General features: G+C 45.1%; 14 protein-coding genes and 2 tRNA genes (1 of these 16 running past the window's edge). 9 read left to right on the top strand and 7 right to left on the bottom strand.

The features are described from left to right. Nucleotides 1–53 precede the first annotated feature (53 nt). Nucleotides 54–752, top strand: a complete 699-nt coding sequence (locus tag J6578_RS06265) for a M48 family metallopeptidase (protein ID WP_287954126.1) — start codon at nucleotides 54–56, stop codon at nucleotides 750–752. A gap of 113 nt (nucleotides 753–865) precedes the next feature. Here the strand turns inward: J6578_RS06265 and mfd are convergent, their stop codons facing one another. The 3 genes from mfd to typA all read right to left on the bottom strand — a co-directional run bounded on the left by mfd (nucleotide 866) and on the right by typA (nucleotide 7,075). Beyond that, nucleotides 866–4,276: a transcription-repair coupling factor gene (mfd, locus tag J6578_RS06260; protein WP_287954125.1), complete on the bottom strand. Its 3,411-nt coding sequence runs from the start codon at nucleotides 4,274–4,276 to the stop codon at nucleotides 866–868. 189 nt (nucleotides 4,277–4,465) lie between these two features. After that, a complete protein-coding gene (locus J6578_RS06255; RefSeq protein ID WP_100150431.1) occupies nucleotides 4,466–4,960 on the bottom strand; it encodes a DUF456 domain-containing protein in 495 nt (164 codons plus the stop codon). 300 nt (nucleotides 4,961–5,260) lie between these two features. Further along, nucleotides 5,261–7,075: a translational GTPase TypA gene (gene typA, locus J6578_RS06250; protein ID WP_037407586.1), complete on the bottom strand. Its 1,815-nt coding sequence runs from the start codon at nucleotides 7,073–7,075 to the stop codon at nucleotides 5,261–5,263. 236 nt (nucleotides 7,076–7,311) lie between these two features. Here typA and J6578_RS06245 point away from each other — a divergent pair, with 236 nt between their 5' ends. Together J6578_RS06245 and J6578_RS06240 are read left to right on the top strand one after the other, a co-directional pair. Continuing rightward, entirely contained in the window at nucleotides 7,312–7,581 is a 270-nt protein-coding gene (locus J6578_RS06245; protein WP_239364067.1) for a DUF1289 domain-containing protein, read from the top strand. A 52-nt stretch (nucleotides 7,582–7,633) separates the two neighbouring features. Beyond that, entirely contained in the window at nucleotides 7,634–8,518 is an 885-nt protein-coding gene (locus J6578_RS06240; RefSeq protein ID WP_287954124.1) for a DMT family transporter, read from the top strand. Between the two features lie 45 nt (nucleotides 8,519–8,563). Here the strand turns inward: J6578_RS06240 and prfA are convergent, their stop codons facing one another. Continuing rightward, nucleotides 8,564–9,646 carry a peptide chain release factor 1 gene (gene prfA, locus J6578_RS06235; protein WP_093090299.1) on the bottom strand — a complete coding sequence of 361 codons (1,083 nt, stop codon included), beginning with the start codon at nucleotides 9,644–9,646 and terminating at the stop codon, nucleotides 8,564–8,566. 83 nt (nucleotides 9,647–9,729) lie between these two features. After that, the gene (gene hemA / locus J6578_RS06230; protein ID WP_239423667.1) at nucleotides 9,730–10,992 is read right to left on the bottom strand and encodes a glutamyl-tRNA reductase; all 1,263 of its coding nucleotides are present in this window, start codon (nucleotides 10,990–10,992) and stop codon (nucleotides 9,730–9,732) included. Between the two features lie 190 nt (nucleotides 10,993–11,182). Between hemA and pdxH the strand changes: the two genes are divergently transcribed. After that, on the top strand, nucleotides 11,183–11,815 hold the full coding sequence (pdxH, locus tag J6578_RS06225; RefSeq protein WP_287952760.1) for a pyridoxamine 5'-phosphate oxidase: 633 nt from the start codon (nucleotides 11,183–11,185) through the stop codon (nucleotides 11,813–11,815). Between the two features lie 34 nt (nucleotides 11,816–11,849). Here pdxH and J6578_RS06220 read toward each other — a convergent pair whose 3' ends face one another. Further along, nucleotides 11,850–12,662 (bottom strand): 1-acyl-sn-glycerol-3-phosphate acyltransferase, encoded by an 813-nt coding sequence (locus tag J6578_RS06220; RefSeq protein ID WP_093090304.1) that lies wholly within the window; start codon nucleotides 12,660–12,662, stop codon nucleotides 11,850–11,852. A gap of 13 nt (nucleotides 12,663–12,675) precedes the next feature. Then, nucleotides 12,676–13,497, bottom strand: coding sequence for a bifunctional DNA-formamidopyrimidine glycosylase/DNA-(apurinic or apyrimidinic site) lyase (mutM, locus tag J6578_RS06215; protein WP_100149488.1), 822 nt, complete (start codon nucleotides 13,495–13,497; stop codon nucleotides 12,676–12,678). 278 nt (nucleotides 13,498–13,775) lie between these two features. Here mutM and J6578_RS06210 point away from each other — a divergent pair, with 278 nt between their 5' ends. The 5 genes from J6578_RS06210 to J6578_RS06190 all read left to right on the top strand — a co-directional run. Further along, a complete protein-coding gene (locus J6578_RS06210; protein WP_287954123.1) occupies nucleotides 13,776–16,613 on the top strand; it encodes a tetratricopeptide repeat protein in 2,838 nt (945 codons plus the stop codon). Between the two features lie 192 nt (nucleotides 16,614–16,805). Next, nucleotides 16,806–17,444, top strand: coding sequence for a lipoprotein insertase outer membrane protein LolB (gene lolB / locus J6578_RS06205; protein ID WP_287954122.1), 639 nt, complete (start codon nucleotides 16,806–16,808; stop codon nucleotides 17,442–17,444). 6 nt (nucleotides 17,445–17,450) lie between these two features. After that, nucleotides 17,451–18,302: a 4-(cytidine 5'-diphospho)-2-C-methyl-D-erythritol kinase gene (gene ispE, locus J6578_RS06200; RefSeq protein ID WP_287954121.1), complete on the top strand. Its 852-nt coding sequence runs from the start codon at nucleotides 17,451–17,453 to the stop codon at nucleotides 18,300–18,302. Between the two features lie 10 nt (nucleotides 18,303–18,312). Further along, nucleotides 18,313–18,388 (top strand) — tRNA-Gln (locus J6578_RS06195). 20 nt (nucleotides 18,389–18,408) lie between these two features. After that, nucleotides 18,409–18,462 (top strand) — tRNA-Gln (locus J6578_RS06190); it runs 122 nt beyond the window's last position.

The following is an 18,462-nucleotide window of genomic DNA, read 5'->3' as shown; positions in this document are numbered from 1 at the left end:
TAATTGTCTGTATTACGATTATTGTTTCATGATGTTTTGACAGATTAGTTGTTATGTCAGTGTTTATTCATACAACTGCGGATGGCTGTGCTATCAGGTTGAAGCTGAGGCGTACTGCGCGGAAAAATATTATTGTGCGTTCAGCTGCGCGCGGTTTGCTTGATATCAATGTACCTCCATTTGTATCAAAGAAATCATTGTATCATTGGTTAAATACTAATGAGCTTTCTATTAAGCAGTTATGGCAACAGGCGTTACAAATATCAACAGCCTTACCTGCATACATCTGGTTTCGTGGTCAGACTTATTCTTATACGCAGGTGGCTGTGCTTACTAATGTGCAATGGGATGCGCAGCAAGGATTTTTATTGCCACTGGCGAATGTGCAATTACCGCAGATAGCTTTAAGTACATGGTTAAAGCAGCGCGCTCAAACTGAATTATTATCACGCTTGCAATATTGGGCGCAGATAATGCAATTACAGCCAGTGGCAATGGCTTTAAGTCAGGCGCGTACTTTTTGGGGAGTGTGTCGCAGTCGTACTGGTATCCGCTTAAACTGGCGCTTGATTGGCGCGCCAGCTTTTGTCGTGGATTATGTTTGCATTCATGAGCTGTGTCATTTACGTCATGCTAACCATGGTAAGGCATTTTGGGCGATGGTGGCTGAATATACTACCGAAACAGCTAATGCACGTTTATGGTTGAAGAAGTATGGTACTGAGCTGTTTGCGTTGGATAATATGAGCTGAAATATGTTTATGACTAATACTTATCAAGTTGCAGGCACAATTAGATGATGGTAGTCAGCGTTAATTCAGCTCAGGCTGAATTAACGCTTAGTTTAGGATGATTGTATTCTGGCTTAGCCTGCATCAACAGCAAGCTGCTTCATGATGTTTTTGATTATCTGTACGCGTTGCATGACATCTTCAATGGCAATATTAACTCTGAGTTTGTCGGCACCAACAAGACGGTAGTTTTTGTCACTTTGCATAATTGCCACAATGGTTGCTGGATTGATGCGATGATGCTTACCAAAAGTAAATGTAATGGCCTCACTGCTGGCGTCGATCGTATCAATGCCCAGACTGGCTGCCTCAATGCGCAGATGATGGCTGGCTATCAGGGTGGAAACAGCAGGCTCTGGTAGGCCGAAGCGATCAATCAGTTCTTCGTGTATCTGGTCTATTTCGGCTATCGTTTCACAGCTGGCCAGACGTTTATAAAGCACAAGACGGGCATGGATATCGGGGCAATAACTTTCTGGCAGTAAAGCCGGGCTATGCAGTTTGATGTCACTGGTGATGCCTAATGGCGCATCTAAATCAGGTTCGCGGCCTTTTTTCAGGTTACGTACAGCCTGTTTGAGCATTTCTGTATATAGAGTGAAACCGACCTGAATCATTTCACCAGACTGTCCTTCGCCCAGAATTTCGCCTGCACCACGGATTTCCAGATCCTGCATCGCCAGAGTAAAACCTGCACCCAAATCATCTGCTATTTCTATGGCTTCCAGACGTTTCTGCGCGTCTTTGGTCATCGCTTCCGGTACCAATAAATAAGCATAAGCCTGATGATGAGAGCGGCCTACGCGACCACGCAGTTGGTGTAGCTGAGCAAGACCAAATTTATCTGCTCTTTCAATGATAATGGTATTGGCATTAGGTATATCAATTCCTGTTTCGATAATGGTTGAACACAGTAAGATGTTATAACGCTGCTGGAGAAAATCACGCATTACCTGTTCAAGCTCGCGTTCTCGTAGCTGGCCGTGGGCAATACCGATGCGCGCTTCGGGCAATAAGGTACTGAGTTTTTCATGTGTGTTGGCTATGGTATCAACTTCATTATGCAGAAAAAATACCTGACCGCCACGTTTCAGCTCACGCATTACAGCCTCGCGTATTAAACCATCGCTAAACTGGCGCACAAAAGTTTTCACTGCCAGACGACGGCTGGGGGCGGTAGTAATCAGTGAAAAGTCACGCAAACCTTCCAGTGCCATGCTTAAGGTGCGCGGAATCGGTGTGGCTGTCAGGGTAAGCACGTCGACATTTGCGCGTAATCGTTTCAACTGTTCTTTCTGCCGTACTCCGAAACGGTGTTCTTCATCTATGATAACCAGTCCCAGATTTTTGAAATGAACATCTGGCTGTACCAGTTTGTGCGTACCAATCACGATGTCTACTGTACCGTCAGCCAGACCGGATAGTGTAGCCTGTGTCTGTTTACTAGTATTAAAACGAGAGAGTTGAGCTACTTTAATGGGAAAATCAGCAAAGCGATCGGCAAAATTTTGTGCATGTTGCTCCACAAGCAGTGTTGTCGGAGCCAGAACCACTACTTGTTTACCGGCCATGGCGGCAACAAAGGCTGCACGTAAGGCCACTTCGGTTTTTCCAAACCCTACATCGCCACAAATCAGCCGATCCATGGGCTTTTCTGCACATAAATCTTTAATTGTTGCAGCAATCGCAGCCGCCTGATCTTCGGTTTCTTCGTAGCCAAAGCCATGAGCAAAGGCCTGATAATCCATTTCATTTAAACTAAAGCGGTGTCCCTGCTGAGCTTCCCGCTGAGCATACAGATTTAATAGTTCTGCCGCGGTATCACGAGCTTTTTCAGCCGCTTTATGGCGCGCTTTATCCCACGCGCCATGGCCAAGTTTGTGCAGGCTGACATTTTCATGGGCACTGCCTGCATAACGTGAAATCAATTGCAGCTGGTTAACGGGTACGTATAATTGTGAACCTTCTGCGTACTCAAGCAGCATCATTTCACTGGCGCCTTCGCCTAAATCCAGTGTAACCAGACCCAGATAACGGCCAATACCATGCTGTTCGTGAACAACAGGGTCGCCAATTTTGATTTCGGCTAAATCACGCAGCATGCCGTCGGAAATGGCACTGTGTTTGCGCCGTGTACGGCGACCGCGTACAACATATTGGTATAAATCGGCTTCAGTAATGATGGCTAATTGTTGTTCTGGCAGCAGACAACCATAACTTAATGGTGCGACAGTAAGGCACAATTTGGTGCTGCCATTAAGAAAATCCTGCCAGCCGTTTACTACATTAGGTTGCAAGTTGTGCTCGCGCATGAAGTTCAGCATGGTTTCACGCCGCCCGAGGCTTTCGGCACAAATCAGTACCCGACCAGTGTATTGTTTTAAAAAATTTTTAAGTGCATGTAAGGGGTCGTCTGCTTGACGGTCTACTGCGACACCGGGCAGGGTATAAATATTTTCTGCGCTTAATTGCGGAATCAGACGTGCATAAGTTTTAATGTGTGCACCAAACTGGTCTTCGCTTAAATACAGATAACTGGGTGCTAAAGGCGGATAGGCCGGATCGCCTTGTGCCAGAGCATAACGCTGTTTGACATCCTGCCAGATGCGGGCAGCTTCATTATAAATATCCCCTAGACAGACCAGAATGGCATCTTCATGTATATAGTCGAAAATGCTGACACATTCTTCTTCAAAGAACAATGGCAGGTAATATTCAACACCTGCTCCGAAGTGGCCTTCAGATACAGCAGCATATACTGTTGCCTTGCGGGCATCACTACTGATTTCTTCACGAAAGCGACTACGAAAAATTTTCTGTGCATCGCTATCGGTAGGAAATTCGTGCGCAGGAAGCAGGCGGATTTCATCTACACTGCTTAATGTGCGCTGACTGTCGGCATCGAAAGTTTTAATGGTGTCAATTTCGTTATCAAATAAATCCAGACGAAAAGGTATTTCGCTGCCCATCGGGAAAATATCCAAAATACCGCCACGGGTGGCAAATTCGCCTGTTGCGACAACATGGGTGACATGATTATAGCCAGCTTCAATCAGGCTATGCTTAAGTGCCTCTATATCCAATTGCTGACCGGTTTTCAGCCAGAAAGTGCGACCAAGCAAAAAAGAAGGTGGTGCAATTTTTTGCATTGCTGTGGCCAGCGGAAGAAGTAAAACATCAACTAATCCGTTTTTTAATTGCCATAAGGTACTGAGGCGTTCGGATACCAGTTCCTGATGGGGAGAAAAGTGCTCGTATGGTAGCGTTTCCCAGTCGGGAAAGAATACTATCCGTGCTGACGGGTCGAAAAATTGCCAAGCTGACTGAATGCGAATTGCCAGTTCGGCATCGGCAGTAAGAATAATTTTCAGTTTTTTTTCAGGTAAATGTTTGCTTAACAGCAATGGCAAACTACCAGCGTTTAAATCTGGCCAGAACGCAGTTTGACTGGTTTGAGGCAGTACAAAAGGGGCAACGGAGGGCATAATTTCAGTTTTATACGTAATAATTAATTTGATTGCCAATATTTATGGACAGACTATGATAAGGCAAGGGTGTACTGGCAGGCAATTAAATCCAATTGCTGGTAAATAGAAGCAAGATATCTGATAAATGGCTACAGTATTTGTTTAAATATTGTAGCCATAACCTGTTTTTCCGGAGAACTGATTGAATTAAAAATTAATAAAATGATACAAATACATTACGGCAATGGTTATGAGCATGGCGAATGCACAGCCGATTTTAGCTACAACACCCAGAACCAGACCAATAACAGTAGCTAGTCCCACTTTGCCGGCTGCCATCAGATTACGTCTGGCAATAAACTCCCCGGCAGCTGCACCCAGTAAGGGGCCAAGTATCATACCGGGTACGGCAAAAAACATGCCAATAATAGCACCGATAAATGCACCCCAGATGGCTCTTTTACTCGCACCGCAATGCTTAGCGCCAAGCATACCTGCCATATAATCCATGGTGCAGCCCAGTATGGTTAAAATACCCAGACTAATCAATGTTCCTGCACCCATTATCTGGTAATCGCTGCTTAATGCCAGTAACCAAGCTCCGCCGAACATTAAGGGCAGGCCGGGTAAAGCGGGCATGACTGTGCCTAATAGGCCAATAAGCAATAAAATAATAGCCAGTATTACCAATACTGCGGTCATGCGACTTAGTCCTTACAAGAATAAAATAACGAATACTGAGATGGGGGATGCTGTTTTTACAAACAAGAGTAAGTTTTGTTGGAAAAATAAAAATTATGTAATCTAAGCGTTAGAAATTGAGGGTTGCTGTCTGAAATGGTATTTCTGATTTTGCTATCAAAATAATGTCTGAACTAAATAATGATATAGGTGATGATAAGATGATTTGATGGGAAGAAAAGTATTGTTTGCCAATGTATTTACGCGGATTTAAAAACAGGCAGCTCGTCAAAGCTGCCTGTTCTACATAAATAACTGAATTTAATCCAGCTTTTTAAAGTGTTTGCGTCGTTCCTGTTCACTCAGGTAACGTTTACGCAGGCGGATGGTTTGTGGGGTGATTTCTACCAGTTCATCATCATCAATGAATTCGACTGCAGCTTCCAAAGACATCAGTACGGGCGGTGTCAGACGTACTGCTTCGTCTGTACCAGAGGCACGTACATTGGTCAGTTTTTTGCCCTTCAGCGGGTTAACTACCAGATCGTTATCACGGCTGTGAATGCCGATAATCATACCTTCGTAGATTTTTTCGCCTGGGTTGATGAACATACGGCCACGGTCTTCCAGATTCCATAAGGCATAGGCCACGGCATCCCCTTGTTCCTGCGATACCAGTACACCGTTGCGACGGCCGGGTATTTCGGCTTTTACCGGCGCATAATTATCAAATACGTGGCTCATCAGACCTTGGCCGCGAGTCATGGTCATAAATTCACCCTGAAAACCAATCAGGCCGCGAGCAGGAATGCGGTATTCCAGACGAGTGCGTCCTTTGCCATCACTTTCCATATTGGTAAGCTCACCACGGCGACGACCCAGTTCTTCCATTACCGCACCCTGTGTATTGTCTTCTACATCCACAGTCAGATTTTCGTAGGGTTCACATTTTACGCCGTCAATTTCGCGGAAAACCACGCGAGGTTTACCAACTGCCAGTTCATAACCTTCGCGACGCATATTTTCAATCAGAATTGTCAGATGAAGTTCACCACGGCCGGAAACGCGGAAAACATCAGCATCAGCAGTGTCTTCCACTTTCAATGCCACGTTGGTAAGCAATTCTTTCTGTAAACGCTCACGAATCTGACGACTGGTGACGAATTTACCTTCGGTACCAGCCAGCGGGCTGGTATTGACCATGAAGTCCATGGTAAGCGTGGGTTCATCCACGCTGAGCATGGGTAAGCCCTGAGGCTGTTCGCGGTCGGCAATAGTCACACCGATACCAATATCTTCCAGACCGGAAATGGTGACAATGTCACCCGCTTCAGCTTCCTGTAGAGGAATGCGTTCCAAGCCCTTAAAACCAAGCAACTGGTTAATCCGTCCCTGACCAATCTGCTGGTCTTCATTCATGATAGCTACTACCTGACCGGGTTTAAGACGTCCGTTCAGAATGCGGCCAATACCCAGACGACCAGTGTAGTTATCATAATCAAGCTGGGAAATCTGCAATTGCAGTGGTTTATCTGCATCGCCTGATGGCTCAGGGGTATATTTCAGTATGGTATCAAACAGCGGGCGCATGTCGCTGGATTCATCCTCTTCATTGAGCTTGGCAAAGCCGGATAAGCCAGAAGCGTATACAATGGGGAAATCTAGCTGTTCATCGGTAGCACCTAGTTTGTCAAACAATTCGAAAGTCTGATCGATAACCCAGCTTGGACGGGCACTGGGTTTATCAATTTTGTTGATAACCACGATAGGTTTTAGTCCCAGTGCCAGCGCTTTTTTGGTCACAAAGCGAGTTTGTGGCATGGGGCCTTCCTGTGCGTCTACCAGCAATAATACACAGTCTACCATGCCCAGTACGCGTTCTACTTCGCCGCCAAAGTCGGCATGTCCCGGTGTGTCAACGATATTAATGTGATAGCCTTCGTATTCGATGGCGGTATTTTTGGCCAGAATGGTAATGCCACGCTCTTTTTCCAGATCGTTGCTATCCATTACCCGCTCGTCTACCTGCTGATTGGCGCGGAAAGTACCGGATTGACGCAATAACTGGTCTACCAGTGTGGTTTTGCCATGGTCGACGTGTGCGATAATGGCAATATTACGAATTTTTTTACTCATGGGGGTGTGTAACCTAGTTGTATTAGCTATTTAGATGGTAAATTAACCTTGAATTATAACATTTACTCTGCTTTTCGTGGAATTTTTAGCAAAATCAGGTTGTCTGCTTGTATTAAAATGGCTAAATTATGCCGGAGTATGCACCAAAATTATTGTCTGCCTTATCCAGCCATAATGATTAGGTGCAGGTGCTGGCTGCTATTGCTGCCCTGTAGTGGAACACAGGAATCTGTGCGATGGAACAGTTAGAATTCTTTGTCATTCCCAGCCCTTGCCGTGGAGTGTGTGAAAGTAATCATAAGGGCTATTGCAAAGGTTGCTTGCGTAGCCGCAATGAACGTCTGTATTGGTTGCGCTTGTCTGATATGCAAAAGCAGAATGTACTGCGTTTATGTGCCATGCGCCGGCGCAAGCTGGAGCAGTTGTTGTTGCAGGCTCAGCAGGCAGGTAATGAAAATGACAGGCTGATGGAACAATTATGGATACAGGCGGATTTTGATTTTTAAATTTCTGCATACATGGCTGATTTTGGTCTGAATCTATTTTAGGGGGGAGAAAATGTATTTTCTGATTATTAGTATTTTATGTAGTGTTTCAGTATCCGTATTATTGAAGCTGGCGCGCAGAAACGGAGTGGATATTGCGCAGGCAGTAGCAGTCAATTATCCGGTGGCTGCATTATGCAGCTGGTTTTTTCTACATCCGGATTTTTCTAACTGGCATAAATACGCCGGTCACTGGATTATTTTTCTGGCATTGGGGATTGGTTTACCACTGGGCTTTATTGTACTGGGGCGGGCTATTGAGCTGGCAGGAATGGTTAAAACCGATGCGGCACAGCGCCTGTCGCTGTTTTTGCCCATTGTAGCTGCATTCGTATTTTTTGGTGAAAGCCTGAGTACTAACAAGATTATTGGAATTGCGCTGGCTTTGATGGCTCTGCTGACACTACTTTACCGGCATAGTCCTGCCAAAAGTAAGGAGCAGGGTGGTTTTTTTCAAACCGCAGGCTATTTGTTTGGTGTATGGCTTTGTTACGGTACAACAGACATACTGTTTAAACAAATGGCCAAAAGTGGCACAGCCTTTGCCCCAACTTTACAGGTAGCATTTATTCTGGCAGCTATTTTAATTACAGGCTATCTTTGTGTGCGCAAAACGGTCTGGAATGCGGCCAGTATCCTCGCCGGTTTATTATTGGGTTGTCTGAACTTCGCTAATATTCTTTTTTACATCCGTGCCCATCAGCAGTTTCAGCAGGATCCTTCGCTGGTATTTGCCGGCATGAATCTAGGAGTGATTACGTTGGCTACCATTATTGGTGCTTTTGTATTTAAGGAAAAAATTAATGGTTTGAATGCTGCTGGAATTGTGCTTGCCATTGCATCAATCTGGTTTTTATTCTATGGCAGCAGCCTCAATACATGGCTGCCGGGTATATAAACCAAAAAGCTGCTCTGGTATCCAGAACAGCTTTTTGTGGCTGCTTTAGCTGGCATTACTCAGTAGTGCCAGTTGTTGAGCCTGATGTTCGGCGATTAGTCCCTGTGTCAGTTCACTTAAATCGCCATCCATAATAAAGTCCAGCTTGTGCAAGGTGAGGTTAATGCGGTGGTCGGTTACCCGGCCTTGCGGATAGTTATAAGTACGAATGCGTTCACTGCGGTCGCCACTGCCAATCAGGCTTTTGCGTTCTGCCGCTTCCTTGGCATGGGCTGCATGTTTCTGCTGCTCATACAGACGGGAAGCGAGCACACGCATCGCCTGTGCTTTATTAGCATGCTGCGAGCGCCCATCCTGACATTCCACCACCATTCCGGTAGGCAGATGGGTAATACGCACTGCTGAATCGGTTTTATTAATATGCTGACCGCCGGCACCGGAAGCACGGAAAGTATCAATACGCAGATCATTAGCATTTAATTGTACTTCGGCTACCTCATCAGCTTCGGGCATAATGGCAACGGTACAGGCTGAAGTATGAATTCTACCCTGACTTTCAGTAGTAGGCACACGTTGCACCCGATGCCCACCAGATTCAAATTTAAGCTGGCTGTAAACATTCATACCGGCAATGCGTGCAATAACTTCTTTATAGCCACCCAGATCGCTTTCACTGGCAGACACAATCTCTACCTGCCAGCCCATACGTTCGGCAAAGCGGGTATACATGCGCAGTAAATCACCGGCAAACAAAGCTGCTTCATCGCCACCAGTACCCGCACGGATTTCAATAAAAATATTTTTATCGTCATCTTCATCTTTTGGTAGCAGCAACTTCTGCAATTCACTATCCAGTTGAGTAATCAGGTCTCGTGCGTTGCTGATTTCCTCTGTTGCAAATTCTTTTAATTCAGGGTCTGCAAGCATTTCCTCAGCAGCGGCCAAATCGGTTTCTGCCTGCGTATACTGGCGATAGGTTTCTACTACCGGCGTAAGCTCAGCATGTTCGCGGGTCAGGCGACGATACTCGTCAATGTTATTGGTGACGTCAGGGGAAGCCAGCAAAGCCGTTACTTCCTCCAGACGCTCAGTCAGATGCTGTAACTTTTCTATCAATGAAGGTTTCATCTGGTGTTCCGTATTCAAATAAGTTATTAGTCAATCAAAACTGCGTTGGCTGGTGTAGTAGAAGTGCGATATGGCATAACCGGCTAATGCTGCCGGTTGTCGCTGTGCAGGTGATAAATCAGGCTGATGGCTTCAGCCAGCTCAGGGTGCTGCTGGCTATCCTTATTCAATGCTCTAGTTGGTGCATGCAAGAGACTATTGGTCAGCTCGTGGCTTAAACGTTGCAATACTTCTTCGATAGATGTGCCTTTACGAAGCCTGCGCAGAGCTTTGGCTACAGCCTTGCTCCGCTGCTCTTCTCCTTGGCTGCGTAATGCACAGATTAAGGGAACACTTCTACGGGTTTGTTGCCAAGCAATAAATTCTGCAACCTTATTAGCAACCATCTTTTCAGCAGTGGCAGCAGCCTGCTGTCGGGCAGCCTGCCCATGCTGTACAATATTGACCATATCGTCAACACTATACAGATAAGCATCATTAAGTTCTCCAACTTCGGCTTCAATATCGCGTGGCACAGCCAGATCAAGCAGAAACATAGGCATGCCGCGTCGCTGTTTAAGTGCCCGTTCTACCAGACCCTTGCCGATTACCGGAAACGGACTGGCTGTAGAAGAAACTACTACATCATATTCAGCCAGAATTTCAGGCAGAGCAGTTAAAATGCGCGCATCTGCTCCGACATTCAACTTGCTGCATAATTCCTGCGCCCGCGCCAGCGTACGATTGAGTACTGTCAGCCGCCGTGGATGTTCGGCGGCAAAATAGGTAGCTACAAGCTCAATCATTTCACCAGCACCTACCATCAGAACATTCAATGCAGAAATATCCGGAAAAATCTGGGCGGCCATTTTTACAGCGGCAGCAGCCATAGACACCGAATTTTCACCAACTGCACTTTCATTGCGAATTTCTTTTGCTGCGGCAAAGGTTTTTTCAAATAAAGCGTTCAGATGTTGATGCAGCGTATGCTGGCTACGCGCTATGCGCACGGCTTCTTTCAATTGTCCCAGAATCTGTGGCTCACCCAAAACCATTGAGTCCAGACCACATGCTACCCGAAAGGCATGTTGTACAGCTTCTTTGTCATGGAACTGATATAAATAGGGCGCAAATTCAGCCAGTGGTAATTGATGGTAGCTGGATAGCCACTGTACGACTGTAGCTGCGTCACCAATACAATAGATTTCTGTACGGTTACAGGTAGACAAAATCATCGCTTCCGCAATTTTAATCTCACTGCCAAGCGCAGATAAGGCCTCTGCCAGCATGAAAGCCGGAAATGCCAAACGTTCACGCACAGAAATAGGAGCAGTCTGGTGATTGAGCCCGATAACGGTTAAGGACATGTTACCTGAAGTAATTTGCGTTTGCCCGCTATCGCGGGTAGGATGATTGCCAATCAGACTTTACATTCAATTAAACATAAAGCTGTTAAATTGAGCGATTATACGCTATTGATGCCGAAAAAGCAGCTGATCAAGTCTGATGGCCATATAAATATATTTCTTGCATGTATCAATAAACACTATGAATAATCTGGATTTACACAATATTCGTCAGGATTACAGCAAACAGTCACTCAACGAGGCAGATTGCAGTGCCGACCCACTGGAACAATTCCAAAAGTGGCTAACGGCAGCTATGCATGCCAAAGTGAATGAACCCACTGCCATGAATATTGCCACAGTTGACCAGCGTGGCCGTCCTAATGCGCGCATTGTACTCTTAAAAGAAGTGACAGCGCAGGGATTCGTGTTCTTTACCAATTATCTTAGTCGTAAAGGCCGTGCATTAAGCCAGAATCATTATGCAGCACTGACATTTTTCTGGCCGGAACTGGAACGGCAGGTACGAGTTGAAGGAATAGTGCAGCCATTACCCCCAGCAGATTCCGATGCGTATTTTCAATCCCGGCCATACAGCAGCCGCATTGGTGCATGGGCAAGTGAACAAAGTGCAGTTATCAGCAGTAAAACCGAACTGATGGCGCGAGCAGCCAAACTGAGTGCAAAATATCTGCTCAATGTACCGAGACCGCCTCATTGGGGAGGTTATATCGTTCAGCCTGAGCTGGTCGAATTCTGGCAGGGACGGCCAAGCCGTTTACATGACCGTATACAGTATATACAGCAAAATAACTCATGGATTAAACAGCGTTTGTCCCCGTAGGTAATTTATTACTGAATAAAATATCAGATCATCATTATTGAGAAGATATATTTTCTGTCGAAGCCATGCACTCTATTGGGCTATCGCTAAGTATTTTCGCTTGAATAAAGTCTTCGGCCTGATCTTTCAGGCAGAAACGATCAGAATTTTTATTATCCGCAGTATTCAGTAATGCGGAGAAATCCACCTTTACCCTGATTTCCGGCATAGAAACAATATTCCACAGACTGCGCAGCAAAGTGGTTTTACCAACAAAAGCTACTTTCGGTGTGCGCTGTCCATGCATATCATAATAACGTATTGCTACTGCCATTACCGGCCTGTCAGCATCAATGGCTGCTTGAAACAAAGCAGCTTTAAACGGTAGCGTCGTTAGCCCTTCAGATGTATAAGCTTCAGGGAAAAACAGAACGTTTTTATTTGCCTGCAATGCCTGTACTATAGCCTTAATAACCGGATTAATGTCTTGCCGTGATAACCGGTTAATATAAACGGTACCACCATTGGTAACCAGCTTACCCAATACCGGCCAGGACTTGATACTTTGTTTAGCAATAAAGCCGCCGGGAATATAGGCCATCAAGACAAAAATATCCAGCCAGGTAACATGATTGGCAACAGTCAGCCATGGCATACTGGCAGTGTCTGGCATTGCCTGTTCAGACTTTACTTCAATGTGCAAAATGTGCAATAAATCGTGTGCAATTGAAACTAATTCATTATTCTGTTCAGTTGCATTTAAATTCTTGAAACGCTTTACGCGCCTGATAGTTTGTCTCAGCCATAAGGCCAGTTTGAAAATACGCGCACAGCGGGTAAACAAAGAAGTATATTCTGATTTTGTCATTGTTATTTAATCATTATCGCTGGCATTGAGGACAGTAAAAACTGCTGCGCTGCCCCAAAACCATTTTCTCAATCGGATGTCCACATTGCGGGCACAATTCTCCAGCTCGCCCGTATACAACATGTTGTAGCTGAAAATAGCCACTTTTGCCAGCACTATTCACAAAATCGCGCAGAGTGCTGCCTCCGGCAGTAATCGCTTCCTGTAATATCTGTTTAATTGCGTCCGTCAGAGCAATAATCTGCCTTTTATCCAACTGCATAGAAGTAGTAGCTGGGTGAATGCCAGTGCGGAACAATGCCTCATTGGCATAAATATTACCGACACCAACAACAGTCTTATTATCCATGATTGCTAACTTAATCGCACGCTTCTGTTTAGCCAGTTTTCGCCCTAAATAGTCAGCATTAAAGTCAGCACTTAGCGGCTCCGGACCCAGATTAACCAGTAAAGGATGGTGTTCAATCGCCCCAGAAAACCACAGAACCGCGCCAAAGCGTCTAGGATCATGAAAACGCAGTAAAGTACCATTAGTAAAAACAATATCCAGATGATCATGTTTTTGTACAGGTGGCGCGCTCAAATCAGTAAAGACCCGCAAACTGCCAGACATGCCTAAATGAATAATTAATGTACCTGAAGCCAGCTCTATTAACAGATATTTAGCCCGTCGTTTGACTGATAAAACCTTTTCACCTTCAAGCTGGGAACCCAGATTACTCATTACCGGCCAGCGTAAACGTGGTTGACGTACCTCTACTTGTGAAATCGTCTGATTCACAATAAAAGGAGCAATTCCACGCCGAGTGGTTTCTACTTCAGGCAGTTCAGGCATAGTTTAGTGATAAAATCCAGAATAAAATTGATACAATAACATCGTGAAAATAAATTTGAAAGCATAAATTATATAGGCTTTAGCTACATAAAACTGGCATAAATCATGCGCAGCTCAAAAATGTCTGTGTTAAAGTAGCAAGCTATTTTACCTTAATAGTTTAATCCCAAAATAGGTAGCAGACATGCCTGAGATAGTTGGCAGAACAGGCAAAAAATTGTTATTTGTTTTATAAGTCAGTGCATACGATAACTGATCAGCATACATGGAGAAGTTTAATGCCTCATCGGATTCATCGCATTACCCCGATCATTTTGAGTTTACTTGCTGCAAGTATGGCCAATGCAAACAGCACGCAGAAGCAGCAGACATCTGTTCCCCTGATTCAAACCAGAATTGAGCGGGTAAAACAAATTACCGCTCCAGATGATGCCGCATCTGCACAACGGCGTCTGGCCATTGCCGGGCGTGCCAATGATATTTTTACTCTGTTTGCCAGTGAGCTTACCTATTCACAGGGTAAAACCGATAGTGCACTGGCTGCTGACATGCGCATGCTTGAACATACGCAGGAGCCAGAGGTAGCCGAGCGGGCTATGGAAATGGCACTGAATGCCAATAAAATTACAGAGGCGCAAACCATTGCAGATCGCTGGCAGCAAATCGAACCAACAGAAACGCCAGCCAGACAGCGTCTGATGTGGGAACTGGCCATAGCCAAAAATGATATAGCACAAGTGTTGAAAAACACAGATGCAGTTCTGTCTCATGTCAACGATTACCAGCTGCGCCGGCTGTTCTTAAAACTGGCACAACTGCGGTTAAACAATCTGAATGCCACTGATGAACTGAATGCTCCGATTCACAAAACAGCGATTTTACATCCAGAAATGGCAGAAGCATTAATTGCCGATGCTATCTATGGCGTAACTGGCGCCCATGAAGAGCAGACTATTAAAGCATTGCAAGCATTACTTCGTCTGGATACAGACATCTTTCCTGCCACTCAGCTCACCCTGAATCTCATTAATCTCAAACAGCCACAATATCTGCTGAACTTCTATCAGCAGACCGGCGTCGATACCATGCCAGCTAAATGGCAAAGCCTTTATATAGAATTACTGATTAAAAATAACAAATTGCAGGAGGCATATCAAACATTACACCCATTACTGGCTAAAAGTAAAAATGCAGACCTGTATTTGCAGGCCGCTTTTCTGGCCGTTAGCCAGAAAGCAGACACAGCTACAATTGCTTCCTATGCAGAGAAAATCGCCGAGCTAGGTAATCGCAATCAGCGCAGTAAAGCTGCAATAATGGTAGCCATGCGCTATTACGATGAGCATAACCTGTCTGCTTCCCGTTCATGGGCAGCAAAAGCAGATGATCCGCAGTTTGTCTTTGATCAGGCACTCATGATGTGCTCACTTGAAGCCGAAGAAAAACACTGGACAGCAGCGCAAAAATGGCTCAACAAAGCTCAGTCTAGCAGCAAACAGGGCACATTTTTCAGCGCCAGAGATTTATTGCGTTTGCAAACATTTATAAACGGCTCCTCTCTTACAAACCGCCAGTATGAACAATATCTGAACAGAATGCTGGCAAAAGCCGAGCAGGGCGATGCCAAAGCGCAGAAGCTGGATATTCCGCCATTACTACTGCTGCGAGGACTATTGTATGCGGATAAACTTAACGAACCGGCCAAAGCAGTGGCAGATATGCGCCGCTTTGTCCAGATGCGGCCTGATCAGGTAGAGGGTCTCAATGCGTTAGGTTATACCTTACTGAGCATGCCTAAAGAAAACTGGTCAGAAGCGCAGAAATTACTAGAACAGGCTTATTCACTAAACAGCCAGTCTCCGGCCATTAATGATAGTCTGGGTTGGGCATACTTTCTCAATGGGAATGCAGACAAAGCCCTGCCTTTACTTCAATATGCTTATCAGCATCAGCCCGAGAGTGAAGTAGCAGCCCATCTGGGTGAAGTTTACTGGCAGCTAGATCGTCAAAACGAGGCTCGTCAAATCTGGGCTCAGGGGTGGATTAACAAAAAAAGCGATCATAAAGTTCTGAACCAAATTCTGAACAAGCATAGAATCAAGCCTGCTAGCTTACCTCTGACTGCAGCAAAAACAAAAAAAGCTCAGGTGGATGCAGACTTTTATCTGCGGCAGGCCAGCACATTAGATGTTAATGATGCAAACACACCAGCACTTGTCGATAACGTCAATAAGGCAGTTCAGGTGGGTAATGCTAGCCAGCGCAGCGAAGCAGCATTGGTAGCAGCATATTATTTTTATCTCAATAAAAATAAGACTGCCACACGTGAATGGTTAAACAAAGTTACAGATGACAAATTTGCTACCGATAAAGCCTATCTGATGGGCATAATGGAAATAGAGCAAAACAATATAGCAGCAGCTCAGCAATGGTTACAGCGTATAAATCAAAGCAAACAGCCACCGGAAATTTTCGATGATTCTAGTATACTTGTACTTTCAAGTTACATTGATCGAAAAATACTCACACCAAGAGCCTATGTACGAAAACTGACACAGCAACTAAAAGAAGCACAGCAGCTTGTCAACACCACACATAACAGCAAAACAGTGGAATTGATCCTGTATATGCGTGGTCTTGCTTATGCAGAAGAGCTGGATCAGCCGAAAAAAGCAGTAAACGATTTTCGTACCTATACAAAATTGAAACCTGAAGATGCAGACGGATTCAATGCACTGGGTTATTCCATGCTGAGTATGTCAAAACGCTACTGGGCAGAGGCATTAACTATTCTGCAACATGCGCATCAGCTGGACAAAAAATCAGCAACGATTCAGGATAGTCTGGGCTGGGCTTATTACCTTAATGGCGATCCCCAAAAAGCCTTACCGCTCCTGCGCTCAGCATATCAGGCATTGCCGGAAAGCACGGTTGCGGCACATCTGGGTGAAGTATTGTGGCAAGAGGGGGAACAGGAGCAGGCACGGCAAATCTGGGCTCAAGGGCTGGCTAATAAAAATTCAGACCAGAAAGTCTTACAGCAGACTTTGAAAAAATTTGCAATCAGTCCGGCAAGCTTACCTGCACCTCCTGATCAAACTCAGACCAGTGAGTAGGAGAGCCTTACAGGCCTAATTAATCTGCCAGCCTGATTATCCAGCAATATCGCCAAAATAGCTGCCGTACACATATCGTGTAAACGGCGGCTATTAATTTAAATATAATAGAAATTTAACCACTCAAAGTACATACAGTTGCTGACCATATCGTTACAATAAACCCCATCATGATTATCGGAGTGGAAAATAATGCATTCATTTTTGCATAAACAACGCCAATACATAACAGCATCCATCCTTAGCTTAGCTTTAAGTGCCTGCAATAGTCTGATGTCGGAAAAAATAACAGCAGCTTCAGACTGGCAGGCTGGTTATGAAAACACCGTTTCCAGTTTTGACAGTTCCGGCCGGTTGGCTATCAAAGATCAAGGCAAAGGTACCTATGCCAACTTTAGCTGGCAGAATTTAGGCACAGTACAAACCATAGAAGTCAAAACGCCTTTGGGAAACAGCGTAGGGGTTTTGTGTCGTGATAACACAGGAGTGATTGCAGAAAATAGCAAAGGGCAGATTATCACCGCTAGCAGCATAGAAGAATTAAGTCAGCGTATGCTTGGTTTTGTACTACCATTTGATCACCTGAATCAGTGGGTACAAGGTTACTGGATTGCTGACGAACCTTACCAGTTACTGCCAGATGGTAAGCTGAAACAGTCAGGCTGGATAATTCAGCGCCAGCTGCAAAATAACAGCAATAATCCACGAATTGTTCAATTAAATAACGCGCGCTTTGATATCAAACTGGTGTTTGATGAATACACAGACGCGCCCAGTCAGACATCATCGCAATGTGAATTGCGTCAAAGACTTCCTGAATTTAGTAATTAGCACAACATGAATAATTTACAGCCAGCTGCTGATGCTCATCACTTTCTAGCACCAGCCAAACTTAACCTTGATTTGCGCATCGTCGGCCGGCGTGCTGATGGCTACCATTTACTTGAAAGCATATTTACCCTGATTACACTGTATGACCAAATCTGGTTCAAAATAAACCGTACTGGCAGCATAAAACTGCATACACCAGTTGCCGGTATCGCACCAGAAGAGGATTTATGCGTGCGTGCAGCACAGCTACTGCGTAGTCATACCGCTACTCGGCTGGGAGTGGACATCTGGCTGGACAAACAGATTCCCATTGGTGGTGGGCTGGGTGGTGGCAGTGCCGATGCAGCAGTAGTTCTAATGGCACTCAACCGCCTGTGGCAGCTTGAACTGAATAAGACCCAACTATTACAGCTCGGAGTGCAATTAGGTGCAGATGTACCCTTTTTCATTTTTGGACAAAGTGCATTTGCTCGCGGTATTGGTGAGGATTTAAGCCCGATAATCTTGCCGAAACAATGGTATGTGATTATCAAGCCTCCTGTGCACGTCAGCACACCGAAAATATTTGCACATAAAGACTTGACACGTGATTCCAAGCCAAGGATAATGCCAGACTTTCAAGCAGAACAGCATTGGCGCAATGATATGCAGAGTGTTGTTTTAGCTGAGTATCCAGCAGTAAAAGTAGCATTTGATGTTTTGGCTGAATACGGTTCACCAATGATGAGTGGTTCTGGTGCATGTGTATTTTTGTCCTTCGATTCTGAAAATGCAGCACAAGCTGTTTACAATAAAGTTTCTTACGCGCATCAGGCGTATTGTGTTGCCTCGCTAGCGAAGCATCCGTTTTATCAATGATGTGTGTTGTTGGGGAGTCGTCAAGTGGTTAAGACACTGGGTTTTGATCCCAGTATGCGTAGGTTCGAATCCTACCTCCCCAGCCAATTGCTTAATACAAAAGCATTGGGGAGTCGTCAAGTGGTTAAGACACTGGGTTTTGATCCCAGTATGCGTAGGT

This window comes from Snodgrassella sp. (genome assembly GCF_024103505.1).
Classification (GTDB): Bacteria; Pseudomonadota; Gammaproteobacteria; order Burkholderiales; family Neisseriaceae; genus Snodgrassella; species Snodgrassella communis.
This window is presented reverse-complemented; position numbering and strand designations above follow the sequence as displayed.